Source organism: Actinoallomurus sp. NPDC052308 (assembly GCF_040679195.1).
Taxonomy (GTDB): domain Bacteria; phylum Actinomycetota; class Actinomycetes; order Streptosporangiales; family Streptosporangiaceae; genus Actinoallomurus; species Actinoallomurus liliacearum.
Window position 1 is genome coordinate 1 of the sequence record NZ_JBFAUM010000024.1, and the last position, 26,477, is coordinate 26,477.

The 26,477-nt window shown below is 72.2% G+C and carries 21 protein-coding genes and 1 riboswitch; of the genes, 15 read left to right on the plus strand and 6 right to left on the minus strand.

Annotated elements, in window-relative coordinates; translation table 11 throughout:
• Window positions 1-98: 98 nt before the first annotated feature.
• Window positions 99-2,759, minus strand: a complete 2,661-nt coding sequence (locus AB0L00_RS35680; protein ID WP_364441732.1) for a methyltransferase domain-containing protein — start codon at window positions 2,757-2,759, stop codon at window positions 99-101.
• A 136-nt stretch (window positions 2,760-2,895) separates the two neighbouring features.
• Between AB0L00_RS35680 and AB0L00_RS35685 the strand changes: the two genes are divergently transcribed.
• The 6 genes from AB0L00_RS35685 (at window position 2,896) to AB0L00_RS35710 (ending at window position 10,295) form a co-directional block, all read left to right on the plus strand.
• Window positions 2,896-3,783: an aminoglycoside phosphotransferase family protein gene (locus tag AB0L00_RS35685; RefSeq protein WP_364441734.1), complete on the plus strand. Its 888-nt coding sequence runs from the start codon at window positions 2,896-2,898 to the stop codon at window positions 3,781-3,783.
• A 436-nt stretch (window positions 3,784-4,219) separates the two neighbouring features.
• Complete coding sequence (locus tag AB0L00_RS35690; RefSeq protein WP_364441735.1) at window positions 4,220-5,197, plus strand: aldo/keto reductase; 978 nt, start codon at window positions 4,220-4,222, stop codon at window positions 5,195-5,197.
• 263 nt (window positions 5,198-5,460) lie between these two features.
• Entirely contained in the window at window positions 5,461-5,637 is a 177-nt protein-coding gene (locus tag AB0L00_RS35695) for a DUF397 domain-containing protein (protein ID WP_364441737.1), read from the plus strand.
• Window positions 5,638-5,951: 314 nt separating this feature from the next.
• Window positions 5,952-6,545: a CDP-alcohol phosphatidyltransferase family protein gene (locus AB0L00_RS35700; protein ID WP_364441738.1), complete on the plus strand. Its 594-nt coding sequence runs from the start codon at window positions 5,952-5,954 to the stop codon at window positions 6,543-6,545.
• 28 nt (window positions 6,546-6,573) lie between these two features.
• Window positions 6,574-9,072 (plus strand): mannose-1-phosphate guanyltransferase, encoded by a 2,499-nt coding sequence (locus tag AB0L00_RS35705; RefSeq protein ID WP_364441739.1) that lies wholly within the window; start codon window positions 6,574-6,576, stop codon window positions 9,070-9,072.
• A complete protein-coding gene (locus tag AB0L00_RS35710) occupies window positions 9,069-10,295 on the plus strand; it encodes an alpha/beta hydrolase (RefSeq protein ID WP_364441740.1) in 1,227 nt (408 codons plus the stop codon). Before AB0L00_RS35705 ends, AB0L00_RS35710 begins: the two co-directional genes overlap by 4 nt.
• Before the next feature lie 15 nt (window positions 10,296-10,310).
• On the opposite strand, the gene AB0L00_RS35715 is transcribed toward AB0L00_RS35710, so the two are convergent.
• Window positions 10,311-10,724 (minus strand): hypothetical protein, encoded by a 414-nt coding sequence (locus AB0L00_RS35715; RefSeq protein WP_364441741.1) that lies wholly within the window; start codon window positions 10,722-10,724, stop codon window positions 10,311-10,313.
• A 153-nt stretch (window positions 10,725-10,877) separates the two neighbouring features.
• Here AB0L00_RS35715 and AB0L00_RS35720 point away from each other — a divergent pair, with 153 nt between their 5' ends.
• From AB0L00_RS35720 to AB0L00_RS35755, 8 genes are all read left to right on the plus strand, one after another.
• Window positions 10,878-11,720, plus strand: a complete 843-nt coding sequence (locus AB0L00_RS35720; protein WP_364441743.1) for a DUF881 domain-containing protein — start codon at window positions 10,878-10,880, stop codon at window positions 11,718-11,720.
• Window positions 11,717-12,049 carry a small basic family protein gene (locus AB0L00_RS35725; RefSeq protein WP_345348985.1) on the plus strand — a complete coding sequence of 111 codons (333 nt, stop codon included), beginning with the start codon at window positions 11,717-11,719 and terminating at the stop codon, window positions 12,047-12,049. Before AB0L00_RS35720 ends, AB0L00_RS35725 begins: the two co-directional genes overlap by 4 nt.
• 17 nt (window positions 12,050-12,066) lie before the next feature.
• Entirely contained in the window at window positions 12,067-12,792 is a 726-nt protein-coding gene (locus tag AB0L00_RS35730) for a DUF881 domain-containing protein (protein ID WP_364441744.1), read from the plus strand.
• Between the two features lie 310 nt (window positions 12,793-13,102).
• Window positions 13,103-13,660 carry an FHA domain-containing protein gene (locus AB0L00_RS35735; RefSeq protein WP_345348979.1) on the plus strand — a complete coding sequence of 186 codons (558 nt, stop codon included), beginning with the start codon at window positions 13,103-13,105 and terminating at the stop codon, window positions 13,658-13,660.
• Window positions 13,661-13,806: 146 nt separating this feature from the next.
• On the plus strand, window positions 13,807-14,517 hold the full coding sequence (locus AB0L00_RS35740; protein WP_364441746.1) for a MerR family transcriptional regulator: 711 nt from the start codon (window positions 13,807-13,809) through the stop codon (window positions 14,515-14,517).
• Window positions 14,518-14,617: 100 nt separating this feature from the next.
• The gene (locus AB0L00_RS35745; protein ID WP_252781406.1) at window positions 14,618-15,088 is read left to right on the plus strand and encodes a bifunctional nuclease family protein; all 471 of its coding nucleotides are present in this window, start codon (window positions 14,618-14,620) and stop codon (window positions 15,086-15,088) included.
• 422 nt (window positions 15,089-15,510) lie between these two features.
• Window positions 15,511-16,104: a MerR family transcriptional regulator gene (locus tag AB0L00_RS35750; RefSeq protein ID WP_364441874.1), complete on the plus strand. Its 594-nt coding sequence runs from the start codon at window positions 15,511-15,513 to the stop codon at window positions 16,102-16,104.
• Between the two features lie 46 nt (window positions 16,105-16,150).
• A complete protein-coding gene (locus tag AB0L00_RS35755; RefSeq protein ID WP_364441747.1) occupies window positions 16,151-17,152 on the plus strand; it encodes a glutathione S-transferase C-terminal domain-containing protein in 1,002 nt (333 codons plus the stop codon).
• A 21-nt stretch (window positions 17,153-17,173) separates the two neighbouring features.
• On the opposite strand, the gene AB0L00_RS35760 is transcribed toward AB0L00_RS35755, so the two are convergent.
• The 3 genes from AB0L00_RS35760 to AB0L00_RS35770 all read right to left on the minus strand — a co-directional run bounded on the left by AB0L00_RS35760 (window position 17,174) and on the right by AB0L00_RS35770 (window position 21,913).
• A complete protein-coding gene (locus AB0L00_RS35760) occupies window positions 17,174-19,765 on the minus strand; it encodes a lysylphosphatidylglycerol synthase transmembrane domain-containing protein (protein ID WP_364441749.1) in 2,592 nt (863 codons plus the stop codon).
• 251 nt (window positions 19,766-20,016) lie between these two features.
• Window positions 20,017-20,850, minus strand: coding sequence for an NAD(P)H-binding protein (locus AB0L00_RS35765; RefSeq protein WP_364441750.1), 834 nt, complete (start codon window positions 20,848-20,850; stop codon window positions 20,017-20,019).
• A 202-nt stretch (window positions 20,851-21,052) separates the two neighbouring features.
• Window positions 21,053-21,913 carry a hypothetical protein gene (locus AB0L00_RS35770; RefSeq protein WP_364441751.1) on the minus strand — a complete coding sequence of 287 codons (861 nt, stop codon included), beginning with the start codon at window positions 21,911-21,913 and terminating at the stop codon, window positions 21,053-21,055.
• A 123-nt stretch (window positions 21,914-22,036) separates the two neighbouring features.
• Window positions 22,037-22,134: riboswitch (glycine riboswitch) on the plus strand.
• 162 nt (window positions 22,135-22,296) lie between these two features.
• Here AB0L00_RS35770 and gcvP point away from each other — a divergent pair.
• Window positions 22,297-25,134: an aminomethyl-transferring glycine dehydrogenase gene (gcvP, locus tag AB0L00_RS35775; protein ID WP_364441752.1), complete on the plus strand. Its 2,838-nt coding sequence runs from the start codon at window positions 22,297-22,299 to the stop codon at window positions 25,132-25,134.
• A 153-nt stretch (window positions 25,135-25,287) separates the two neighbouring features.
• Here the strand turns inward: gcvP and AB0L00_RS35780 are convergent, their stop codons facing one another.
• Entirely contained in the window at window positions 25,288-26,364 is a 1,077-nt protein-coding gene (locus tag AB0L00_RS35780; RefSeq protein ID WP_364441754.1) for a glutamate--cysteine ligase, read from the minus strand.
• Window positions 26,365-26,477 lie beyond the last annotated feature (113 nt).

Consider the following 26,477-nt stretch of genomic DNA (forward strand, 5'->3'; position numbering starts at 1 on the left):
CGCGCCGCTGCTCACCGACACCGAGCCGGTGAACGCCGACCCCACCGCCGGACGGTTCCGCGCCGCCGCGACGGCCGGCTCGGAGGCGGTGGCCGGCATCAGAAGACGACGTGCTCCTCGGCGGGCCCGTGGAACGCGACCCGGCCGTGCCGCATCAGCTCCTCGTCGCTGACCTTCCACGTGTGGGCCTCGCGGTCGCCGCGCACGGAGACGAAGTTGAACCGGTCCGCGGAGTAGATCCCGACGCCCTCCGCCTGGGCCCGGCGCAGCAGGTCGCTGTCCACGGCTCGGGGCAGGTCGGAGAATCGCAGCCGCCGCATGACGTCACCGTCGGCGAGGATCGTGCCGCCCTGGATGAGCTCCGCCTCGGTGTGCTCCAGGTGCGGGAAGCGCAGCAGGGTCACCCCGTGCGTGCGCATCTCGCAGTAGTGCGCGCCCTTCCCGACCAGGCCGGCCGTCGTGTGGTCGAAGGAGTAGGCGAGGTCGCTCAGGTAGTGCGGCCCGTACAGGTTGTCGTCGTCCATCTTGGCGAGGTACGCGCCGTCGGCCGCGTCGATGCCGAGGTTGAGCACCGCGCCGAGCGTCAGGCCCGCGTCCGCGGACCGCACGACGACGTTCTCCAGCCCGGCGGCGCGCGCCTTGGCCGCGGCCCGGTCGGAGGAGAAGCCGTGCGTGACCAGGACGAGCTGCAGCGGCCGGTGGACCTGCCGGGCGACCTGTTCGATGGCGTGGTCGATCTGCTCCGGACGGTTCGTCGGCAGGATCACCGAGATCGAGCGCTCCCGCCGGGGCGCGGACACGCCCGCCGCCGACAGGATCGCGTCGGCCCGATGCCCGTACAGGTGCTTGGCGAAGACCTCGCGCATGGCCAGGTGACCGATCCGGTCCCGCAGGTCGGCGCTCTTCATCAGCTCGACCAGCGCCTCGGTGGTCTGCTCCGGCGTGGTCGAGAGCCGTACGAGGTCGCCGAAGACCTCCTCCAGGGCGCGCGAGTGCCCGGACACCACCGGAGTCCCGCAGGCCGACAGCTCGAACACGCGCCGCGCGCACATCGTCGGCGACTTCGTCACCGAGTTGACGTTGAGGAAGATCTTGTACGCCTTGTACGCGGCGAGCATCTTCTCGTACGGCAGCGAGCCGACGATGTGGTCGGCGTACTCCGGCGGGAACTGGAAGTCCGGGTCGTCGGAGATGCGGCTGTAGATGTGCAGGTCGAACTCGCGGGCCGGGGCGAGGATCGTGTCCATCTGCGCCGCGCGCTCGGGGTACTTCTTGGAGTGGTACGTCCCGGCGAACGCCACCTCGTACTTCCGCCCGCCGGGAACGGTCACCGGGTTGTGGATCCGCGGCTGCGCGCCGAACGGCAGCAGCGCGACCCGGTCGTGGCCCAGCGCCTCGACGTAGCGCGGGATGCAGTCGGCGTCCACGGTGAAGACCCGGTCGAACAGCTTCGCCGTCTCGATGAACCGGTCGAAGTTCGGCGGGTCCTCCTTGTTCCAGAAGACCGTCGGGATGCCCTGGGCCCGGCACCAGGCGACGAGGTCGCGCACGGGCTGCTTCGGCGCGCCCGCGGCGCTCATCATCGTCGCCCAGCGCCCGTCGTTGCCGTGCCAGGCCGACTCGACGAACAGCAGCGCGGGCTTCTCACGCTCCAGGACCTGGCGCCAGTCGTCCGGCCCGAACCGGATCTGCTGCCACTCGTACCGGAACGCGGTCGCGGAGAACACGTCGAGGATCACCGCGACCTTCAGGTCGCGCGCGACCGGGCCGTCCGGGACGACGACCTCCGGGATGGCGATCGCCGAGTAGTGCCCGGTCTGGTCCGGCGAGCCCGTCGTGGTGTCGGGCTTCGGCTCGGTCAGGCGCGGCGGGGTCTTCAGCGCGCTCGCCAGGTTCCTGGGCAGCTTGAGCGCGTCGGTGGGCCGCTTGGCGCTCCACAGCGCCTCGCCCACCCGCCACCACTTGCGGTTCTTGGCGGACTTGAGCTGCCAGGTGACGTAATCGGTGCGGTACGACTGGTGGGCCAGGCGCGCCTCGAGGTTCTTCATCCGGGCGTTGACCTGCTCGTAGCGGGCGATCGCGATGTCGTAGCGCCGCATCCGCTCCTTCTCGTCCTGCATCGCCTCCTGGATCGCGATGAACGCGCGCTCCATCATCGGCTGGGAGTCGAGGATGAGCCGGTCCGGGTCGGCCATCGGCCCCGGGTGGGCCCGGACCCGCAGGTACCTGTCGACGATGTCCAGGCTCTCGATCGAGACGTACGGGGCGAGCATCCGGACCAGGGTGTCCACGTAGAACGTGGCGTAGTGGTCGTGGTGCTTGCTGAGGCCGAACGGCGTCGTCAGCGCCAGCACGCCGTCCGGGCGCAGTACCCGCGCGGCCTCCTTGAGGAAGGGGGAGGCGTCCGGGATGTGCTCGACGATCTCGCCCATGATGACGGTGTCGAACGAGGCGTCGGGCAGGTCCAGGGCGCTCGCGTCCGCGAGCCGGAAGTCCAGGCGCGCGCGCACGTCCTCCGGTTCGGCGTCGCGCTCCTTCTTCGCGTACTCGATACGGTCGGCCTGGATGTCCACACCGAGCACGCTCAGCCCGCGCCGCGCGCACAGGATCGAGGCGATGCCCTGCGAACACCCGACGTCGAGCACCTCTCCGGTGGCTTGGCCGACGAGCCAGTGGATACGATCACGTGCGACCCGCTGCGTGCTTTCGGCCCAGATCTCGCCTTTGTAGACCTCGGAGATGCGATCGGAGTTAGCCATTGAGCCTCTTGTCGTCGGGACTGGCGCAGAGACGCTAGCCGCGCCCGGCGAACGGACGGTGTCGGGCAGACGACATCGGGGTAATCGACGGACGATTAAGGTGGTCACCGTGGCTGAGATCGGCTCCACCCGGTAGATGGCATCTCCGCATCCGCCGGAGACGGTCCTGGGGTGGGTCCGTGACGTCGTGGGCGGCCGGATCACCTCGATCCGCTCGATGGGGGCGGGCTCGACGACCCTGCACGCGATCGACGCCGGGACCGATCCGGTGCGCCGCCTGGTGGTCCGCCGGTTCCACGACACCGCGCGGCTGCGGACCGATCCCTGGTACGTCCCGGCAGTCGAGGCGGCCGTCCTGGAGCTCCTCGACGACACCGAGGTGCCGGCGCCGCGTCTCCTCGCCGCCGACCCGTACGGCCGGCTCTGTGACGTTCCCGCGCTCCTCGTGACACGGGTGCCCGGCCGGCACGCGGTCCGGCCCTGGGACATGGACGCCTATCTGACGGAGATCGCCCAGGCCCTCGCGCGGGTCCACGAGGTGCCGCCGGAGGCGGGCCTGCGAAGGTACGCGCCGTACTACGATCCGGCGGTCCACGGTGAGCGGCGCCCGCCCGTCTGGTCGGGCAGCCCCGAGCTCTGGCAGCGGGTGTTCGAGGTGATCTCGGGTTCCGCGCCGGAGACGTCGACCGGGTTCGTCCACCGCGACTTTCATCCGGGGCAGATCCTGTGGTCCGGGGACCGGCTGACCGGCATCGTCGACTGGACCACCGGGTGCGGGGGCCCGTACGGCGTCGACCTGGCCCGCATGCGGATCCACCTGGCCATCGAGTACGGCGTCGAGGTCGCCGAGCGGTTCCTGGCGATCTACCAGCGGATCGCCGGGCTGGACGGCCACCACCCCTACTGGGACCTGCTGGACGCCGCCGACATGATCCTCGGCATGCCCGTGCCGGAGACCCAGGCCGCCGCCGACGGGTACTCCCGGTTCGAGCACTGGACCGCCATCGCCCTGGCGAGCGTGTGACCCCGGCGGACGCCGGCGTCCTGATCCGCCCCGCGCCGGACGACACCCGTGGAATCGGTCGTCCACCCACGGCGCGCGATCACGTCCGAAATCGGACACGCGTTGTCATTTTCTGTGAAGCCGCCGTTTCTTCCCCTGTATTGACCTGCGGAGTTACGGTGGAAGTGTTCCGGCAGTAGGCGGGTGTGCCGATCCTTAGTGGATCTTCCCAAATGAATCGCACCGCCCAGCCCGCCGTTCCCGGAACCTGAGATGGAGAGGCCCGTCGATCCGCCCCAGTAGATCCAGCCTCTCCACAGCCCGGCCTCTCGCGCATCCGGGGCCGGTGATAAGGGCGCTGGGCGCCGCGGGTGACGAGACACCGGCGTCCAGCGCCCCATCGGTGCGAGGGACCCGGTCGTGGTCTGGAACAGGGCGGACAGGATAATGACCTGTCATGGAGGAACGTCTCATCGACAGGATCGGCCGGCGCGCGTCGGTCGTCGGGCTCGGCACCTGGCAGCTGGGGGCCGACTGGGGGCAGGTGGAGGAGCGGGACGCCGTCGCCGTCCTCGAGGCGGCGGTCGAGTCCGGGGTCACGTTCCTCGACACGGCCGACGTCTACGGCGACGGGCGGAGCGAGCAGATCATCGGCCGCTTCCTGCGCGACCACCCCGGCCTCTTCGTCGCGACGAAGATGGGGCGCCGGGCCCCGCTCGATCCCGCCGAGTACACCCTGGACAACTTCCGCGCCTGGACCGACCGGTCGCGCGCCAACCTCGGGGTCGACACCCTCGACCTCGTCCAGCTCCACTGCCCGCCGACGCCGGTCTACTCCAGCGACAAGGTGTTCGACGCCCTGGACACCCTCGTCGACGAGGGCCGGATCGCCGCGTACGGCGTCAGCGTCGAGACGTGCGACGAGGCGCTCACCGCGATCGCCCGGCCGGGCACCGCCAGCGTTCAGATCATTCTGAACGCCTTCCGGCAGAAGCCCCTGGAGCGGGTGCTGCCGGCCGCCGCCGAGGCGGGCGTGGGGATCATCGCCCGCGTGCCGCTGGCCTCCGGTCTGCTGTCGGGCCGCTACCGCCACGACACGGAGTTCGGCCCCGAGGACCACCGGACGTTCAACCGGCACGGAGCGGCGTTCGACATCGGCGAGACCTTCTCGGGTGTGGACTACGACACCGGAGTGGAGGCGGCGGCGGAGTTCACGGCGCTGGCGGCGCCGGGGGCCACCCCCGCGCAGACGGCGCTCCGGTGGATCATCCAGCAGCCCGGCGTCACCACCGTCATCCCGGGGGCGCGCAACCCCGACCAGGTCCGCGCCAACGCCGCCGCGGCCGGTCTGTCCCCGCTGCCGGAGGCGACGCTCGACGCCGTGCGCGATCTCTACGACCGCCGGATTCGCCCGCAGGTGCACCACCGCTGGTGAGCCGGGGCCGACCGCAGACGCGCCCCCACCGGTGAGCCGGGTGTGCCACCGCTGGTGAGGGTCCGACCGTAGGCTCGCCACCGCTGGTAAGGCGGGGGCGCTCCGCCCGGTGACTTCCGCCGATCTCGGCATGTGCATCATGCACATGCCGAGATATGATGCGCCTACATTCGGGCGCCGGCCGCGCCCCCGACGCGGGTCGCCCTGTCGATCCGCGGCCCGTCGAGGGCCGACCGCGCGGGCGGTGCCGTGGAGGGGGTCACATGCGGCGCACCGACCCGGACGTCCCATCATCGGATCGGGACTGGCGAAAGAGCCGGTACAGCAATCCCAGCGGCTGCTGCGTGGAACTCGCGCGGGTGCCGCCGCCCGCGCCCGTCGCGGGCGGGCGGTCACCCGCTCCGGAGCACCCCGCGGGCGATACGCGCGGCCGGGCCTGACCACCGGCGCCACGCGCTCGTGCCGGAGCCGTGGCGGGGTCCCTGACGTACGGCGGACGGGTACGACCGGAGGCATGGGGCCGGAATAACATGCCGTCCGGCTCCGGGCCAGCCTTGGCCCGGGCGATGGCCGGACCCGGACGAGCAGGTCGGCCGGCCGCGTCGCGTCCGCTCGCCGGTGAATCCGCCGATCACGTGCGCGGCGTGCGCGGCGCGTCGGAGGCGGCTTCGTGCCGCGTACGCGGCCCGACCACGGCGTGCGGCGGTACCGACAGGTAAGGTCATGACCAGCGTGGGGGAGCGGGAGGTGGGCGTTGAACGACCGTCTATGGACGTGGCCGAACGTATTGAGTTTTGCTCGTCTGATCGGCGTTCCCGTCTTTCTGTGGTTGGTCCTCGTCAAGGAGGACTGGTGGGCACTGGGCATCCTGGTCTTCGCGGGACTGTCCGACTGGCTCGACGGCAAGCTGGCGCGGATGCTCGACCAGACCAGCGAGCTCGGTACGCTCCTCGACCCCGCGGCCGACCGGCTGTACATCTTCGCGACGCTGATCGGGCTGGTCGTCCGAGGCGTCGTCCCCCTGTGGGTGGCGCTGGTCCTGGTCGCCCGTGAGGTGTACATGGCCGTGCCCCTCACCGTCCTCCGGCGGCACGACTACGACGCGTTTCCGGTGCACTTCGTGGGCAAGACGGCGACGCTCTGCCTGCTCTATGCCTTCCCGCTGCTGTTCCTGGGGGCGCACTCGGGGACCTATGCGACCGTCGCGAAGGTCATCGGCTGGGCGTTCACCATCTGGGGAACCGGTCTGTACTGGTGGGCCGCCGTCCTCTACACCGTCCAGGTCCGCAGGCTCGTGCTCGCGGACCGCGGCTCCGGCGAGCTGAAGGGAGCGGAACCCCTACCATGATCGGCGTACCCGCGAAGGAGTGGCTCCAGTGAAGGCCGTGGTGATGGCGGGCGGGGAAGGGACCCGTCTGCGTCCGATGACCGCCAACCAGCCGAAGCCGCTTCTTCCGGTGGTCAACAAACCGATCATGGAGCACGTGCTGCGCCTGCTGAAGCGGCACGGATTCACCGAGACGGTCGTCACCGTGCAGTTCCTCGCCGCGCTGGTCCGCAACTACTTCGGCGACGGCGAAGAGATCGGCATGGCGCTGAGCTACGCGACCGAGGAGATGCCCCTGGGCACCGCCGGCAGCGTCAAGAACGCCCAGGACGCGCTGCGCGACGACCGTTTCCTGGTCATCTCCGGTGACGCGCTCACCGACATCGACCTGACCGACATGGTGCGCTTCCACCGGGAGAACGGCGCGCTCGTCACCATCGGCCTCAAGCGCGTGCCGAACCCCCTGGAGTTCGGCATCATCATCGTGGACGACGACGGCCGCATCCAGCGGTTCCTTGAGAAGCCCACGTGGGGCCAGGTGTTCTCCGACACCGTCAACACCGGCATCTACGTGATGGAGCCGGAGGTGCTCGACCACGTCGCGGCGGGGGAGTCCGTCGACTGGTCCGGCGACGTCTTCCCCAAGCTGCTCGCCGAGGGCGCCCCGCTGTACGGCTACGTCGCCGAGGGCTACTGGGAGGACGTCGGCACCCACGAGAGCTACCTCAAGGCGCAGGCCGACATGCTGTCCGGCAAGATCCGGGCCGAGCTGGACGGCTTCGAGATGTCGCCGGGCGTCTGGGTCGGCGAGGGCGCCGAGGTCGACCCCGAGGCGACCCTCAAGGGCCCGCTCTACATCGGCGACTACGCCAAGGTCGAGGCGGGCGCGGAGCTGCGGGAGTTCACCGTGCTCGGCAGCAACGTCGTCGTCAAGGAGGGCGCGTTCCTGCACCGCGCCATCGTCCACGACAACGTCTTCGTCGGCCCGCTGACCAACCTGCGCGGCTGCGTCGTGGGCAAGAACACCGACATCATGTCCGCCGCCCGCATCGAAGAGGGCGCGATCATCGGCGACGAGTGCGTGATCGAGGCCGAGGCGTACATCTCCAGCGAGGTCAAGGTCTATCCCTTCAAGACGATCGAGGCCGGGGCGGTCGTCAACACCAGTGTCATCTGGGAGTCCCGCGGCCAGCGCACGCTGTTCGGGCCGCGCGGCGTGTCCGGGCTGGTCAACGTCGAGATCACCCCCGAGCTCGCGGTGCGGCTGGCCAGCGCGTACGCCACCACGCTCAAGAAGGGCGCGAACGTCACCGCCTCGCGCGACGCCTCACGGGCGGCCCGTACGCTCAAGCGCGCCGTGCAGAGCGCGCTCACCGCCAGCGCCATCAACGTCCAGGACCTGGAGGCCTGCCCGGTCCCGGTCGCGCGCTACGAGACCGCGCGGGAGGACTGCTCGGGCGGCATCGTCATCCGTACGACCCCAGGTGACCCGCAGGGCGTCGACATCCTCTTCCTCGACGAGAACGGCGCGGACCTCTCCCAGACGGCACAGCGGAAGCTGGAGCGGGTGTTCAGCCGGCAGGAGTACCGCCGGGCGTTCCCCGGCGAGATCGCGGAGCTGACCTACCCCGCCCGCGTGTTCGAGAGCTACGCTCGCGACCTGCAGCGCTGCATCGACCTGCGCGGCGTCCGCGAGGCCGACCTCAAGATCGTCATCGACTGCGCCGGAGGCACCGGCTCGCTGGTCCTCCCACAGCTTCTCGGCCGTATCGGGGTCGAGGTGCTCACGGTGAACAACCGCCTCGACGAGGTGTCGCCGACCGAGACGCTGGCCGAGCGCATGCGCGACCTGCAGCGGCTGGGCGACCTGGTGTCCTCGTCGCGGGCCGCGTTCGGCGTGCGCTTCGACACCGTCGCCGAGCGCATCAGCCTCGTCAACGAGAACGGCGAGCTGATCAGCGACGACCGCGGGCTGCTCGTCGTCCTCGACCTCGTCGCCGCCGAGCGGCGCGGCGGCCGGGTCGCGCTGCCGGTCACGACCACGCGGGTGGCCGAGCAGGTCTGCCGTTTCCACGGGGTGCAGGTCGAGTGGACCTCCACCTCCCAGGACGTGCTGACCAAGGCGACGACGGCGGACGACATCATCTTCGCCGGGGACGGCCGGGGCGGGTTCGTGATCCCCGAGTTCAGCCCCACGGTCGACGGGGTGGCGGCGTTCCTCCGGCTGCTCGGCCTGATCGCGCGCACCCGCCTCACGCTCTCCCAGATCGACCAGCGGATCCCGGAGGCACACCTGCTGAAACGGTCGGTGCCCACCCCGTGGGCGGCCAAGGGCAGCGTCATGCGGCACGTCGTCGAGGCGGCCGGCGACCGTCCGATCGACACGACCGACGGCGTCCGCGTCATCGAGGACGACGCGAGCTGGGTGCTCGTCCTGCCCGACCCGGCCGAGGCGGTCACCCACCTGTGGGCCGAGGGCGCCGACCGGGACACCGCTCAGGCGCTCCTGGAGACGTGGGCCGGCGTCGTGGAGGCCGCCGGTTCATGATCGACCAGGAGGACGGCGCGGCCCCCGACCGGCCGCGCCCGGACGACCACGGCCCTGGTGCCGTCGCCGCCGGAGTACGCACCGACGAACCGGAATCGGCCGACGGCGCGGCGGGGGCGGACGAGCGGGATGGGACCGGTGCCTCGCCGAAGGCGGCGGGAACGGTCGAAGCGACGGCGCGGCCGGCGGCAGCGGACGAGCAGGATCGGACCGGCGTCCCGCCGGTGCCGCCGGGAACGGCCGGGCCCGTCCCCGCGGACCGGCCGCGGCGCCCGTGGTGGCGGCGATGGGCGCGGCGGCTGGGCCTGACGGCGCTCGCCCTGGCCGTCTGCGCCACCCTCTTCTCCTTCATCTACAACGCGGCCACGGCCGGCCGCGTCCGCCCACCGGCCGGGCTGACCTACGTACGGACCGGTGACCTGCTGACCCGCTACCGCGCGTGGGGAAGCGGCGGCTCGCCGATCGTCCTCGTGCACGGGGCGGCCGAGTCGGCCGACACCTGGGAGCCGGTCGCCGAGCTGCTCGCCCGCGACCACCGGGTGTACGCGCTGGACCTCAACGGGTCCGGGTACACCTCGCGGCGCGCGCCGTACGACCTGGACCACCAGACGCGGCAGCTGCTCGCCTTCCTCGACGCGCTCGGCCTGCGCCGGCCCGTGCTGGTCGGGCACTCCTCGGGCGCGGCGGCGATCGCGGACGCGGCGCTGCGCTCCCCGGATCGCGTCGGCGGCCTGATGTTCCTCGACGGCGACGCCCTCAGCACCGGGGCCGGGCCGCCGCCCGCCTTCCGGCACCTGGTCATCTCGCCGTACCGGACCACGATCCTGCGTCTCGTCGTCCGCTCCGACTGGGTCATCCGCACGATCTACTCCGCGCAGTGCGGCCCGGGGTGCCCCCGGCTGGACGCGGCAGGGGTGGAGGAATGGCGCAGGCCGTTCCAGGTCGCCGGCGCGGAGTCCGGAATCTGGGGGATGCTGCGGTACGGCGTACCCGGCCTGCCCCCGGACCGGCTGACGCGGCTCCGCTCGACGGGGATGCCCAAGGCGGTGGTGTACGGCGCGGAGGACCACGTGTTCGCCAAGGACTCCGCGGCGCAGACGGCCCGCCGGATCGGCGCTCCCGACCCGACCCTGATCCCCGGCGCCCGGCACCTCACGCTGATCTCTGCCCCGTCGCAGGTCGCGCGCGCCGTCGAGGACCTCGCCGCCCGCCGTGCGCCGTAGCGCCCGTTGTGCGCGTCAGCGGCCGCGCGAGCGCCGAAGCCTGCCGGACACCAGCGCCGGCCCGGCGTGCACGGTCACCCCGGCGAAGTCCCCGGCGACCTCGGCCACCCAGTACGTCCGCTCGATGACCACCGCGGGGACGCGGCTGATGACCGGGGTACGGCCCCCACCGGTGAACTCCGCGGTGACCGCAGACACGCCCGTGGGCAACTGGCCCCAGGCCAGCGCCCATCCGGCGCCCCCGCGCGGGTTGCGCCACGCGCCGCGCAGCAGCGACACCGACACCGGGGTCGCCACGCAGACGTCCGCGAGCCGCGGTCCCTCGTACACCTCGAGAGCGGCGCGATCCGCGGCGGCCCGGCCGATCCGCACCGACCAGCCGCTGATCGGCAGCCGCATGAGCGGGATCGCGCCCGCCTGTTCCCCCATCGCTCCCCCATGTGCCCTGCTGCGCATGGGGACCAGTTCATCGTCCGTTTCTGCGAAGGCTGTGCACGTTTCCTAAGAGTTCGCTGTGAAACGCCGCCGATCAGGGGTGATGCCGTGGTCCGGCCGGGGCCGCGCTGTTGGGAGAATGTCCGGATGAGTGAACGGGGAGCGCGCTGGAACCGGCCCGACGCCTCGATGTCGCTGCTCGCCGATCTGCTGGCCGGCAAGGACCTCGATCCCGGCTACGAGGCGGCCGCCGCCCGGCGGGCCGCGACCGGGGCGCGGCGCGGCCGGGCCGGACGGTGGGCGCGCCTGCTCGCCGGCACCCTCATCATCGGCCTGCTCGGAGCGGTCGCGGTCGTCCAGGTACGCCGCGGCGAGCCGGTCGCGCAGCGCCAGCGCAGGGCACTCCTCGGCCAGATCAGGCAGCGGACGGCGGAGGACGACGGCCTGCAGCGGCAGGCCGACCGGCTCCGCCGTCAGACCGACGGACTGCGCCGGGCCGGCCTGGCCCGCAGCGACGCCGGCCGGACCGCGCGCCAGGAGATGGACGGGCTGGCCGCGGCGGCCGCGGTCGGTCCCGTCCACGGCGCCGGGCTGACCGTGGTGCTGGACGACTCGCACACCCGGGGGGACCCGCAGGACGGCCGCGTCTCCGACCAGGACATGCAGCGGCTCGTCAACGCGCTGTGGGCGGCCGGCGCGACCGCCGTCGCCGTGAACGGGCAGCGGATGGCCGCCACGACCGCGATCCGTTTCGCCGGCGACGCCATCCTCGTCGACTACCGGCCGCTGTCCCGGCCGTACACCGTCACCGCCCTCGGCGATCCGGGCGGCCTGGAGCGGTCGTTCTCCGGTTCCGCGGCCGCCCGATCTTTCCGTACTCTCAAAGCCGCGTTCGGCATCCGTTTCGACATCCGCCAGGAGGACAGCGTGCGACTCCCCGCCGCACCCGCCCCCACTCTCCGCTACGCGGGGGAGGTGCCGGCGAAGTGATCGCTCTGGTCGGTCTCGTCGCGGGGGTCGCCCTCGGCCTGTTCTTCCATCCCGACGTGCCGTTGTGGCTGCAGCCGTACCTGCCCATCGCGATCGTCGCGGCGCTGGACGCCATGTTCGGCGGCCTGCGCGCCCGTCTCGACGGCGTCTTCGACGAGAAGGTGTTCGTCGTCTCGTTCCTCAGCAACACGATCATCGCCGTCCTGATCGTCTTCTTCGGCGACCAGCTCGGCGTGGGATCGCAGCTGTCCACGGGCGTGGTGGTCGTCCTCGGCATCCGGATCTTCTCCAACGTCGCCGCCATCCGCCGCAAGCTCTTCCAGGCGTGAGTGCGGGGAGCGGGCGCATGAGCGAGCCGGAGCCGGACGAGCGCGAGACCGCCGCGGCGAGGGAGCCCGGCGAGCGGGCACCGGTGAGGCCGCGTGGGCGTCGTCTGGCCGGGCGGCTCGTCATCGGGGTGCTCTGCGCGGTGCTGGGGTTCGCCGCGACGGCCGAGGTGCGGTCCAACGACCAGAGCACGAAGTTCGCGACCGCCCGGCAGGACGAGCTGGTGGGCATCCTGGGCGACCTGTCGCAGCGTTCGGAGCGGCTGCGCGGCGACATCCGGGACCTGGAGAACACCAAGGCCGGCCTCGAACGCGACACCCAGGGCCAGACGGCGGTCGAGGACGCCCGGCGGCGCGCCGCGACGTACGGGATGCTCGCCGGCACCCTTCCCGCCGCCGGTCCCGGCATCCGGCTGACGATCGACGACCCGCGCGGCCGGCTGCGGGCGGAGGACCTCCTCGACACGCTGGAGGAGCTGCGCGACGCCGGAGCCGAGGTGATCCAGGCCGACGACGTGCGGGTCGGGGTCAGCACCTACTTCGCCGACGCGGCGTCCGGGGGAGTCGTCGCCGACGGGCGGCTCCTGACCCGGCCCTACGTCTTCCTCGTGATCGGCGATCCGCACACGCTCGCGACGGCGCTCGGCATCCCGGGCGGGGTCCTGCAGACGCTGCGCAACCTCGGCGCGCGGGGCGCCGTGGCCCAGGAGCAGAGGATCGTGATCCGTGCGGTACGGTCGCCGTAGACCATGGCGGCGCCCGGCGCCGGCCGCGCGTTCACCGCGCGGCGGCGTGGACCGACGATCACTGTCGAAGGTAGCTTGATGAGACAGGACTCTTGTCGTGGTTGACCCCTCGGTCATTGCCGCGTAAGTTGCGGCAACCGTCGTCATGGCGGACGAGGGACTGAAAGCGCCATCGCCGACGGCGCTCGAAGGGGGGATCGTGTGCTGAGGCCGACCGGAGGTACGGTGCCGGGGTCGTCGGTGCTCGACCTCCGTGCCGTACGGTGCCAGAGGCACACCCGAGGCCATAGGTAGGAGGCCGAGCCGATATATGCCGAGCGTCTACTGCACGCAGTGTGGTCACGCCAATCCGGAGAACGCCAACTTCTGCTCGCAGTGCGGAACCCCGCTCTCGCGTAGTGCGGTGCCCCCGGTGCCGGGCGAGCCGGGCGACTCGACGTCGACGATCTCCCTCGGCGCGATCCCCGACGTGGAGCCGGGCGAGGAGCTGTCCCCGGACCAGATGGCGGTCGAGGCGCTGCCGCCGGACACCGCGCTGCTGGTGGTGAAGCGGGGGCCGAACGCCGGAAGCAGGTTCCTGCTCGACAGTGACCGGACCACGGCGGGTCGCCACCCCGAGAGCGACATCTTCCTCGACGATGTCACGGTGTCCCGCCGCCATGCCGAGTTCTACCGCAGGGGCGCGCAGTTCTCCGTGCGCGACGTCGGGAGCCTGAACGGCACCTACGTCAACCGGGAACGGATCGACGAGGCCGGGTTGTCCGGCGGCGACGAGGTCCAGATCGGCAAGTTCCGACTGGTTTTCCTCACCAACCCGCAGTACGCCGCCGAAGGAAGGGGCGACGGCCGGCCGGCGGGAGGGCCGTGAGGAAGCCGGAGGCACGGTGTGGCAGAGGCTGAGAGGGCGCGCGGCGACCGCGCGCTCGTGGACGCCGTGAGCGACGGGCGCCGCGCGGGCGCGCGAGCGCGGGGTGACGGCGCGCGGGTCCGCGTGCCGTCGGGCCGGGGGTGCCGATGAGCCAGTCCGCCGCCCGTGCGTACATGACGATCGGCGAGGTCATCGGCCTCCTGTCCGCCGAGTTCCCGGACATCACGGTCTCGAAGATCCGGTTCCTGGAGGCGGAGGGCCTGATCGAGCCGGAGCGCACCCCGTCCGGGTACCGGAAGTTCGCCCCCGCGGACGCGGAGCGGCTCAGGTTCATCCTGGCCGCCCAGCGGGACCATTACCTGCCGCTGCGGGTCATCAAGGAGCACCTGGACGCCGCCGACCGCGGGCTGGAGCCGCCTCCGCTGGCCGGACGACGGCGGGCGCCCCGGGGCCTCGTCGCGACCGACAGCACGGCCGACGAGAACGCCGAGGTACGGCTGACCCGCCGGCAGCTCGTCGACGCGGCCGGCATCGATCCGGAGGCGCTGACCGACCTGGAGGAGTTCGGCCTCGTCCGCCGGAACGGGGGCCACTACGACCGGGATGCGCTCACCATCGCCCGCGCGGCGGCGGCGCTGCGATCCTTCGGGTTCGAGGCCCGTCACCTGCGCGCGGTCAAGGCCGCCGCGGACCGGGAGGTCGGCCTGATCGAGGCGGCGGTGGCGCCGGCCATGCGGCAGCGTAGCCCGGGCGCGCGGGACCGCGCGGCCGAGACCGCGCGGGAGATCGCGGCCTTGTCGCTGAAGCTGCACGCCGCCCTGGTCTCGACCGGGTTGCGGGAAACGCTCGACCCCTAGGGATCATGATCCTGACTCCGTCTCCCCTCCCCGGCTTGACGCGCCTCGGGTGTACGTTGGCTACAAGGGTTTCGGGTAGCCGTCTCAGCAGGGAGCCGCTGTGAAGCAGATGGAGGTCGTCGGCGTACGGGTCGAGATGCCCTCCAACCAGCCCATCGTGCTGCTGAAGGAGACGGACGGCGATCGTTACCTGCCGATCTGGATCGGGGCGGTCGAGGCCACCGCGATCGCCTTCGCCCAGCAGGGTGTGCTGCCGGCCCGCCCGCTCACGCACGACCTGTTCCGCGACGTGCTGGAGGCGTTCGACGTCCAGTTGCGGACGGTGAACATCACGGCCCTGCGGGAGGGCATCTTCTTCGCCGATCTGGTCTTCTCCAACGGCGCCGAGGTGAGCGCCCGTCCTTCGGACTCCATCGCCCTCGCCCTGCGCACCGGTGCGTCGATCTTCGCCAGCGAGGACGTGCTCGACGAGGCGGGCGTGGCGATCCCCGACGAGCAGGAGGACGAGGTCGAGAAGTTCCGGGAGTTCCTGGACACGATCTCGCCCGAGGACTTCGGCCGCGCCACCTGAGCGGCGCCTCTTCTCAGCTGAGCCGTCTCTTCGCGAGGCGTCGCCGCAGGCCCGAGCGCTCGTGTCCGGGCGGCGATATCGATGATCGCCCTCTGTGTCCGCGTGGTGCTCTTCTTCCCGCGCGGGAGGCCGCCCGGACGACTCCTCTCGGTAGCAGGATCGTAATCCCGGGGGAAAAGTTCCGTCCCGCTTCGGGGGAACCTTTGCGTCGCGAAGAGCGTCACTACGTGGGTAGGTGCCGTCGATAGCGTCGAATATGGGGTTTAGGCGACGTCGTAGCGGTTTGTGTTGGCTGCGACGCGCCGACCGCGAACGTTGACCCTGCAGGGGCCGCGACCTACCGTGCTGCTTGAACACCTGCGGCGTAATTCCGTCAAACCCCCTTGGTGGATCGCTGCGGGATGATAGAGCCGGAGGTCCGCGTGGCGGCAAGCAGCGGCGAGGGCAAGGCGGCCCGCGAAAGGCACGATGCGTCTCAACGCGCCGGGGAGCAAGGTCTCCTGTTCGGCGGGAGCGTGTCGCCCCTGCCCGACGACGTCGGGTTTCGCGGCCCAACGGCATGCGCCGCGGCGGGCATCAGCTACCGCCAGCTCGACTACTGGGCGCGCACGGAGCTGGTCGTGCCCAGCGTGCGCTCCGCCCATGGCTCGGGATCCCAGCGCCTGTACAGCTTCCGCGACATCCTGGTGCTGAAGGTCGTGAAGCGGCTGCTGGACACCGGGGTCTCCCTGCAGCAGATACGCACCGCGGTCGAGCATCTGCGGGACCGCGGGGTGCACGATCTCGCGCACATCACCTTGATGAGCGACGGCGTGAGCGTCTACGAGTGCACGTCCCCCGACGAGGTCGTCGATCTGGTGCAGGGCGGGCAGGGGGTGTTCGGGATCGCGCTGGGACGGGTATGGCAGGAGGTCGAGGGCAGCCTCGCGGAGATGCCGGCCGAACGCGCGCACGCGGGCGGTGACAGCCCGCACGACGAGCTGGCCCGGCGCCGGCGGGTGCGCAAGACCGGCTGACCCCCCAGACCCGTTTGTTCCCCCGATCTCACCGAGAGCGAGCGCATTGAGCCTCACCCAGCAGCAGGACGACAAGGAGTTCACCCGGTCGCCGAGCCACTTCGCCGACCGCATCACCGCCGACGGCTCCTCGCCGTGGCCGGTCGAGGCGGACCGGTACCGCCTGGTGGTCAGCCGCGCCTGCCCCTGGGCCAGCCGCGCGTTGATCGTCCGGCGGCTCCTAGGGCTGGAGGACGCGATCTCCGTCGGGGTCGTCGACCCGATCCAGGACGAGCGCAGCTGGCGGTTCACCCTCGACGCCGACGACCGTGATCCGGTCCTCGGCATCCGCTTCCTGTCCGAGGCGTACGCCAAGGCCGAGCCGGACTACGACGGCGGCGTGAGCGTCCCGGCGATCGTCGACGTGCCCAGCGGGCGGCTCGTCACCAACGACTACCAGCGGATCACGCTGGACCTGTCCACCGAGTGGACCGCCCACCACCGGCCCGGCGCGCCGGACCTGTACCCCGAGCGGCTGCGGGACGAGATCGACGCCGTCAACGCCGAGGTCTTCCGCGACGTCAACAACGGCGTCTACATGGCCGGCTTCTCCCGGGACCAGGAGGCGTACGAGGGCCACGTCCACCGGCTGTTCGAGCGGCTCGACGCGCTGTCCGAGCGCCTCGAGGACCGCCGCTACCTCGTCGGCGACACGATCACCGAGGCCGACATCCGGCTGTTCGTCACCCTGGTCCGGTTCGACGCCGTCTACCACGGCCACTTCAAGTGCAACCGCCGCAAGCTCACCGAGCTGCCGGTGCTGTGGGCGTACGCCCGTGACCTCTTCCAGACGCCGGGCTTCGGCGACACGGTGGACTTCGACCACATCAAGCGGCACTACTACTACGTGCATCACGAGATCAATCCGACGCGGATCGTCGCGGTCGGCCCGGACCCGCGCGGCTGGCTGACGCCGCACGGCCGCGAGGAGCTGGGCGGCCGGCCCTTCGGCGACGGCACCCCGCCCGGTCCCGTCCCCGCCGCCGAGCGCGTGCCCGACCTGGGCTGACGGCCGATGACCGGGTGACGGTCAGAGCGCCTCTTTGCGCTGCAGGTAGGACAGCGACGCCCAGCCGGGCAGCACGGGCAGCCAGAACGTGTGCAGCCGGAACAGCAGCACCGCCGAGGTCGCCGTTCCGGCCGGCAGCCCGGCGAGCGTCAACCCCAGCGACAGCGCGCCCTCCACGGCGCCGAGCCCGCCGGGGGTGGGCGCGGCCGAGCCGAGCGCGTTGCCGGTGAGGAACACCACCGCGACGGTCGTCAGGCTCAGCGAGCCTCCGAACGCCCGGATCGACGCGTCCAGGCAGGCGACGAACGCGACCGTGAGCAGGATCGTGCCGCCCAGGCCCGTGGCGAGCTTCTTCGGCGACTGGAGCACGTCCAGCAGGCGGGGGAGCACCCCGGAGAACATCGAGCGCATCCGCGCGGCGACGAGCCGCCGCAGCGGCCCGACCGACAGAACGATGATCGCCAACACGGCCGCCGCGAGCAGCGAGATGATGATGATCCGCGACGGCGGCAGCGACGGACCGTAGTTGCTGCCGGTGATGTAGCCGAACAGCGCCAGCATCAGGATGTGCGAGCCCATGCCCGTCAGCTGCGAGGCGCCGACGCTCGCGGCCGCCTGGCCGGCCGGCACGCCCGCCCGCTGGAGGTAGCGCGTGTTGACGGCGATGCCGCCGACCGCCGCGGGCGCGACCAGCTTGACGAAGGACGAGACGAGCTGCACCAGGATGGTCCGGCCCAGCGAGAGCCGTTCCGGCACGAACCCCATCAGCATCAGGGCCGCGGCCAGGTAGCTGACGGCCGAGGCCAGCGCGCCGACCGCGAACCACCGCAGGTCCGCGTGGGCCACGAGGTGAGGCAGGTTCACGTTGCTGAGCTGGGACAACAGGAGGTACGCGCCGACGGTCCCGGCGATCACGCTCAGCAGGGTGCGCGGCCGGAACCGGTCGAGCCGCAGCGGCTGGGCCGCCGTCACGAGCTCCGGCCGCAGTACGCGGATCTGCTCCCGGATCCGGCTCAGCAGCTTCTTGTCCCGGCGCAGCGCGTTCCTCGTCGACTGGGCGAGCACGACCTTCTGCAGCAGGGGCACGGCCGCGCCGAGGGTCTCCACGCCGAGCACCCCGGCGGCCGTGCGCACGGCCCGCTCGGCGCCGACGCGCAGCGCCAGTTCGGTCAGCAACTGCGCCAGGTCGACGCGCAGGACGAGGTCGCCCGCGGCCGTCTCGCCGCCCCGCAGGTCGACCAGGTATGGCCGGCCGGCCTCGTCGACGAGGATGCTCTCGCTGACCAGCCGGCGATGCGCGAGGCGCCGGTCCTGCAGCAGCTTCAGCTGGGTCCAGATGCCGGCGAGCAGTTCGTCGGTCAGCTCCTCGTCGGGCAGGTCGGCGAGGAGCCGGCCCGGGACGTGCTCGTAGGCGAGCAGGGCGGCCTCACTGCCCACCTCCGAGGTCGCCAGCAGCAGGGGCGTCGACGCGCCCGCCGCCGTCGTGGCGTAAGACATCAGCGACTCCTGCTCCAGCGAGCGGCGCAGCGACCGGATCGTACGGCGCGGCATCTCACCGCGCAGCCGCGCCCGCCGCCACAGGCGGTACAGCAGCCCGGCCGTCTGCTGGTCGCGGTCGAGCACCGTGACGTCGACGTACCGGCCGTCGGCGAGCGTCGCCGTGTAGCGGCGGGTGTCCTCGGGGCCGTCGCCCACGCGCGCGGCGCGGACCGGCACCAGCCCGACGCGCCGGAGCGCGGCCACCACGGCGTCACCGGGTGGGCGGATGCTCGGCGAGCCGACCGCGTACAGAGTGCCGTACCCGACGGCGCGGCCGATGAGGTACGTCGTCAGCACCGCGAGCGGGGTGATCGCGCCGGTGGTCAGCGACGCGACCGCGTCCAGGCCGATCACGCTCCAGGTCACGAGCTGCCATCGGGTCCGGCCGCCCAGGCCGACCGCGGTGACGTAGGCGATGACGGGCGTGATGTCGATGTGGGCCGGTCCGGGGAACCACCCGCCGTGCCGCTTCCACGTCAGGTACCAGGCGAGGTCGCGCATGCCCGCCGCCGTCATCCACGAGTCCAGGCTGAGGGAGACGAACAGCGCGGCCACCGCGGCGACGACGCCGATCACCACCCGCAGCCCGTCCCGGCCGATGACGCGGGCGACGCCGAAGGCGACCGGGACGGCCAGGACGCCGATGCCGGAGGCCAGGTTGGCGAGGGTGAGGAGCAGGTGCGGTGCCCGCTCGGTGCCGTTGGCGATGTCGGAGGCCAGCCCGCTGGTCGTGTGCCGCGCGATGTGGGCCAGCACCAGGATGAGCCCGATCATGCCCACCGTCAGCAGGAAGCGGATGGCGTCGGACGGACGCCGGATCCGCCGCGGCAGCGACGGCTCGGCGACCGGAGCCTCGGCGGCCGGGTCCTCGGCGGCCGGGGCCTCCGCTCCGGGGTCCTCGGCGGCCGGAACCTGGGCTGCCGGAGCCTCGGCGACCGGGTCCTCGGCCGCCGGTCGGGCGCCCTCGACGTCTTCGCCGGCCCGGCCCGCCGCGTCCACGAGGCCGTTATCGGCGGACGGGGGCGACTTGCCGGGGACCATGCGGTCGGGACCGGGGGATTCGTTCACGGACACGCAGTGAATCCTTCCAGGCCATCGCCCGGAGTGCGCGAGAGGTGTCCGATGTGCCGCCCGATCGATGCCCCGGCCGGACCGGGGACGATCTCGTCGTGCCGTGACGCCGTCCGGAGGACGGCCGCCACGCCGTACCGCACCCTGGCCGACCGAGGCGACGGCGCGACCGCCGGCCCGGACCAGGGCCCGCGCGATATCGGCGTGCCGCGGCGCCGGTTCCGCACCGCGCGGCCCCGGCCCTGAGCCGGCCGTCAGCGGAAGTCGTCGATGTGGTCGGCGACCCACTGGCGCAGTGACCGTGGCGGGACGCCGATGACCTCCTCGACCGTGGAGGTCAGGGCCGGCGGCGGGCCGGCGAGCATGGCGGCGTAGCCGTCGAGCAGCACGTCGACGAAGGAGTCGGGGAAGGTCTCATCGGCCAGCAGACGCTGCCGGGCCTGGTCGCGGCTCAGCTCCGCCCAGCGCAGCGGCCGCCCCAGGACCTCGCCGATGACGCGGACCTGCTCGGCCTGGGTGAGCACTTCGGGGCCGGTGAGGGCATAGGTCGCGCCGTCGTGCCCGGGGCCGGTCAGCGCCCGCGCCGCGACTGCGGCCATGTCGGCCTCATGGATCAAGGACATGGGCAGCGCGCCGTACGCGCCACGGACGACGTCGCCGGCCCGGATCTGGTCCGCCCACCACAGCGTGTTGACCGCGAAGGTGCTCGGCCGCAGCACGGTGGACTCGATGTCGCAGTCGTGGACGAGCCTGTCCTGCTCCTCGAACGGCAGATCGGGGACGCCGCCCGTGCCGAGGAAGACGATTCGGCGGGCCCGCGCGGCGATCAGGTCCAGCACGGCCGGGAACCGTTCGCCGGCGCGCAGCGGCCACAGCAGGAAGACCGCGTCGATCCCGGCGAGGCACGCATCGAGGGTCGCGAGGTCGGCCAGATCGCCGGGCACGATCTCGACGTCCGCCGGGAGGCGGGCGGCCCCCGGGTCACGGGTGACCGCCCGTACGGCGTGGCCGGTCTCCCGGAGGAAGGTGACGAGGTGGCGGCCGATGTTTCCGGTGGCGGCGAAGACGAGGATCTTGGTGTTCGTCATGCGCCGATCTCACCGCGACGTCCCGGCGTCGCGACAGCCGGCGGGCGCGAATCGCCGGAAACCGTCATCCGGGCGTCGTCACCGGACGGATGCCGTCAGTCCTGCTGCGGGCGGGACCCTCACCTGCGTCATGCGGATGCGTGAGCACGTGGAGGGGACCGCGCATGGGCTGATCGGGTCCCCCTCACGCGGAGGATCGAGATCAGGATGCGAGGCCGGGTGCGTCAGGCCGCGGCATGGCCATCGCGTTGGGGAAGGGTACGCCGCCGCCCTCGACGATCGCTCGGGCCAGCGGCCGGAGCAGGTCGGCCAGCCGGGCCGCGCCGTCCGGGCCGAGGGCGTCGAGGGGCGGGCGGGCGAGCCGGTCGGTCAGGTCCTCGATCGCCTGGCGTTCGGCGCGCCCGTCCAGGGTGACGGCGCCGTCGCCGTCGAGGAGGCCCCGGGCGCGCAGCCGGCCGGCGGCGGCCGCCCACTCCTCTTCGGTCCAGCCTCGGTGATCGCGCTGTTCGGGCGGGGTGAGACCGAGTGCGCCCGAGAGGACGTTCGCCTCGCAGCCGTCGATGCCCGCGGTGAGCAGTGCGGCGATGTGCCCGTCCCCGCGGTACTCCCGGAGCGCGGTCGCGGCGTGCCACAGCGCCAGGTGAGGCTCGGCCGGCCGGGGAAGCGCCGCGTGCGCCGCGAACATGACGCGACCCGCGACGGGTGACGCCCCGACCGCCCGCCCCGCGAGGGCGGCGGCCTCGGCGACGGCGGGGCCGTCGATCAGATCGCCCGCCAGACGGCGCAGGGCGCGATCGACGATGGCCGTCCGGGCGGCCAGGACCGCCGTCGGCGAGGAGCGTCGCCAGACGTCCGGGATCGCCCGGGCCACCATGCGCGGCGCGAAATTGTGGAACGCCGCCGTCACCACCTCGGCCGGGGCGGTGCCGAGGGAGGCGGCCCGCGAGGCGAAATAACCCCGCCAGAAGCCCGTCAGACCGGCCTCCGCGTAGGCGTCCCGCGCCTCGGGAACGAAATAGACGAACGCGTGACAACACTCGATCAGCCGCCAGGTCTCGTCCATCGCGTCTCCTCATGCGCGGAGAACCGGGAGGTCGATCGTCGCACGGGAATCCGCGCGAGGGGAGGGAAGCATGATCGTGACGGGTATGCGGCTATCTGTCCTCCGGTAGGGTGGAATGGCCGTCGACCTCGTACGGGAGAGTCCTCGCACAGTGTGGTGCGGGGCGCCGAAGGAGCAACCCTCCCCGGAACCTCTCAGGCACAAAGGACCGTACGAACGAGGCACCTCTGGAAAGCAGGACCGGTGATCCACACCGGGCCTCACCGAAGGTGCAAGCCGCGCTCCGGCGCGGTGAAGCTCTCAGGTTCACCTGACAGAGGGGGAGACCGGCCACCGGCCTGCCCGGTGGTGGCTGCGCATCCATCGCACCAGGAGGCTCCCCAATGACCGAGGTTCCCTTCGCCGATCGGCACATCGGGCCGTCCCATACCGACCGCGACGAGATGGCCGGGGCCGTCGGCTTCCCGAGCGTCCAGGCCCTCGTCGACGCCGCCGTGCCCACGGCGATCCGTACCGACCGGCCGTTGGACCTGCCTCCGGCGCTGACCGAGGTCGAGGCGCTGGCCCGGCTGCGCGAACTGGCCGCCGAGAACCAGGTCCTCACCTCGATGATCGGCCTCGGCTACTACGGCACGGTGACGCCCGGAGTGATCCTCCGCAACGTTCTGGAGAACCCCGGCTGGTACACCGCCTACACGCCGTACCAGCCGGAGATCTCCCAGGGGCGTCTCGAGGCGCTGCTGAACTTCCAGACCGTCGTGAGCGACCTGACCGGGCTGCCGGTCGCCAACGCCTCCCTCCTGGACGAGGGCACCGCCGCCGCCGAGGCGATGACGCTCGCGCACCGCGCCGCCAAGGCGGGGGACACCTTCCTGATCGACGCGGACGCGCTGCCGCAGACGATCGAGGTCGTCCGCACCCGCGCGGTGCCGCTGGGCCTCGAGGTCGTCGTCGCCGACCTGTCCGAGGGCCTGCCGGACGGTGACTTCTTCGGGGTCCTGCTGCAGTACCCGGGAGCGAGCGGCGCCGTACGCGACCTGTCGCCGGTGACGGAGGCCGCGCACGAGCGCGGCGCGCAGGTCGTCGTGGCCGCCGACCTGCTGGCCCTGACGGTGCTCAGGGCGCCGGGGGAGTTCGGCGCGGACATCGCGGTGGGCACGTCCCAGCGGTTCGGCGTGCCGTACGGCTTCGGCGGCCCGCACGCCGGCTACATGGCCGTACGGGAGGGGCTGCAGCGGCAGCTGCCCGGCCGTCTCGTCGGCGTGTCCCTCGACGTGGACGGGAACCCGGCGTACCGCCTGGCGCTGCAGACCCGTGAGCAGCACATCCGCCGGGAGAAGGCCACCAGCAACATCTGCACCGCCCAGGTGCTCCTGGCGGTCATGGCGAGCATGTACGCCGTCTACCACGGCCCGGAGGGGCTGCGCGGCATCGCCGAGCGGGTGCACGCGCACGCCGCGCGCCTCGCGGGCGGGCTCGCGGCGCTCGGCGCCGAGATCGTGCACGAGACGTACTTCGACACCGTGCTCGCCCGGGTCCCGGGCCGAGCCGGGGAGATCGTACGCCGGGCGTCCGAGCGCGGCGTCAACCTGCGCCTCGTGGACGCCGACCACGTCGGGATCGCCTGCGACGAGACGACGACCGACGAGCACGTGACCGAGGTGTGGCGGGCGTTCGGCCTGGCCGACGAGGACGCGCCGTCCGTCCACGCGGAGGCCGTGCTGCCCCCGGCGCTCCGCCGGGAGAGCGACTACCTGACCCACCCGGTCTTCCACGCGCACCGCTCGGAGACGGCGATGCTGCGCTACCTGCGCCGCCTGCAGGACAAGGACATCGCGCTGGACCGCTCGATGATCCCGCTGGGCTCCTGCACGATGAAGCTCAACGCCACCACCGAGATGGAGCCGATCACCTGGCCGGAGTTCGCGCAGATCCACCCGTTCGCGCCGCTCGACCAGGCACGCGGCTACGTCCGGCTGATCGCGGAGCTGGAGACGTGGCTGGCCGAGATCACCGGCTACGCCAAGGTGTCGGTGCAGCCGAACGCCGGATCCCAGGGCGAGCTGGCCGGGCTCCTCGCCGTGCACGGCTACCACGCCGCCCGCGGTGAGGGCCACCGCGACGTGTGCCTGATCCCGTCCTCCGCGCACGGCACCAACGCCGCCAGCGCGGTGATGGCCGGGATGCGCGTGGTCGTCGTCAAGAGCACCGACCACGGCGACATCGACCTCGACGACCTGCACGCCAAGATCGAGAAGCACCGCGACCGGCTCGCGGCGATCATGGTGACGTACCCCTCGACGCACGGGATCTACGAGGAGACGATCACCGAGGTCTGCAAGAGCGTGCACGACGCGGGCGGTCAGGTGTACGTGGACGGGGCCAACCTCAACGCCCTGGTCGGCCTGGCCCGGCTCGGGGAGTTCGGCGCGGACGTCTCCCACCTGAACCTGCACAAGACCTTCTGCATCCCGCACGGCGGCGGCGGCCCGGGCGTCGGCCCGGTGGGCGTGCGCGAGCACCTGGTGCCGTTCCTGCCCAACCACCCGCTGCGGCCCGAGGCCGGCCCTGAGACGGGCAGCGGCCCGATCTCCGCCGCGCCCTGGGGCTCGGCGGGCATCCTGCCGATCTCGTGGACCTACATCGCGATGATGGGCGGGGACGGGCTGCGCGCGGCGACCGAGACGGCGGTGCTGGCCGCCAACTACGTGGCCAAGCGGCTGTCCGAGCACTACCCGGTCCTCTACACCGGCCGGGGCGGCCTGGTGGCTCACGAGTGCATCATCGACCTCCGCAAGATCGCCAAGGACACGAAGGTCACGGCGGAGGACGTCGCCAAGCGGCTCGTCGACTACGGCCTGCACGCGCCGACCCTCGCCTTCCCCGTCGCGGGCACCCTGATGATCGAGCCCACGGAGAGCGAGGACCTGGCCGAGCTGGACCGCTTCTGCGACGCCATGATCCAGATTCGCCGGGAGATCGAGCGGGTGGCGACGGGGGAGTACGACGCGGACGACAACCCGCTGAAGAACGCCCCGCACACCGCCGCGTCGTTGCTCACCGACGACTGGAAGCACTCCTACGGCCGGGAGGACGCGGCCTACCCGCTGCCGTCCCTGCGAGAGAACAAGTACTGGCCGCCGGTGCGCCGCATCGACCAGGCGTACGGTGACCGCAACCTGGTCTGCGCCTGCCCGCCGCCGGAGGCCTTCGAGTCCTGACACCGCGTCGCACCGCCCGGTGCGCGACGCGGGTCGCGCACTGGGCCGTCGGCCGTCCGCCGCGGCGGTTCACACCGTGGCGGCCGTCCGTCGAGGCGCCGCGGTCGCGGCCGGGGTCCGCGGCTCGTACGCCGCGCCGGAGAGCGGGCGCGCTCAGGCGCCGAGCGTACGGGCCACGGCGGCGTTGACCACGGCGGACATCTCGCCGGTCTCCTCGTACACCTGGCGTTGCAGCGCGGCCCCGTTGCCCCGCTCCAGCAGCCGCTCGGCCAGCTCGGTGGCGGTCTGGAGGTCGCCCGTGTCGACGAGGGCCGGCGCCGTGTGCTCGATCAGCGCGTACACGACGTCGCGGGCCGGGGCCGGGCGCTGCGTCACCGGATGGATCAGGTCGCCGGCGAGTCCGGAGCGGCTCGCCCGCCACGACGCCAGGCGCAGCAGCTCCGTGCGCACGGGCACCGGCGGCTCCCCGGACCGCCACTCCCGCGCGGCGGTCTCCACCAGCCCCCGTACGAGCGCGGCGAGCAGCACGGCGTCGTCCACCATCAGGCACACGTCCGCGACGCGGACCTCCACGGTCGGATAGTGCCGGGACAGCCGGGCGTCGAAGTAGATCATCCCCTCGTCCAGCAGCGCGCCGGACTCCACCATCGACCGTACGGTGTCGTGGTAGAGCTTCGGGGTGCCGAACGCCTCGGTCGGCCCGGCCGACGGCCAGCGCCCCCAGACCTGGTACCGATAGCTGTCGTACCCGCTGTCGCGGTCCTGCCAGAAGGGGGAGTTCCCGGTCATCGCGAGCAGGGGCGCCAGCCACGGGCGGATGCGGTCCAGCACCCCGACGCCCTCATCCTCGGACTCGATGCTCACGTGGACGTGGCAGCCGCAGGTCAGCTGCTCCTGCGCGGTGAGGGCGTACTCCTCGGCCATGCGCAGGTAGCGCTCCGCCGGAGTGGTCGACGGGGTGACGGCCCGCGGCGAGGTCGCGAGGGCGGCGACCTCCGAGCCGGCGCGGCGGGCGGCCCGGGCGGCGGCGTTCCGCCGGTCTCGTAGCTGGCCGGCCAGCTCGTCGAGCGTCGTACACGGGTCGGTGCCCGTCTCGACCTGCTGCCGCTGCAGCTCGCGCTCTGGCCCGTCGTCGTCCTTCCCCCGCGTGACGGACTCGGCGAGCGCGACGGGGACTCCGCTGCTCGGCGCGACGAGCAGGAGTTCCTCTTCGACTCCGAAACTTCGCAACCACGACCTCCTTGTTCTCAGGAATTCGTCTCTACCCCGCCATAGGCGGGAGAACCGGGCTGGAAGCGAGTCGTCGCGCTCATTGATTCAGCGGATCCGGCTCATCGGTGCGC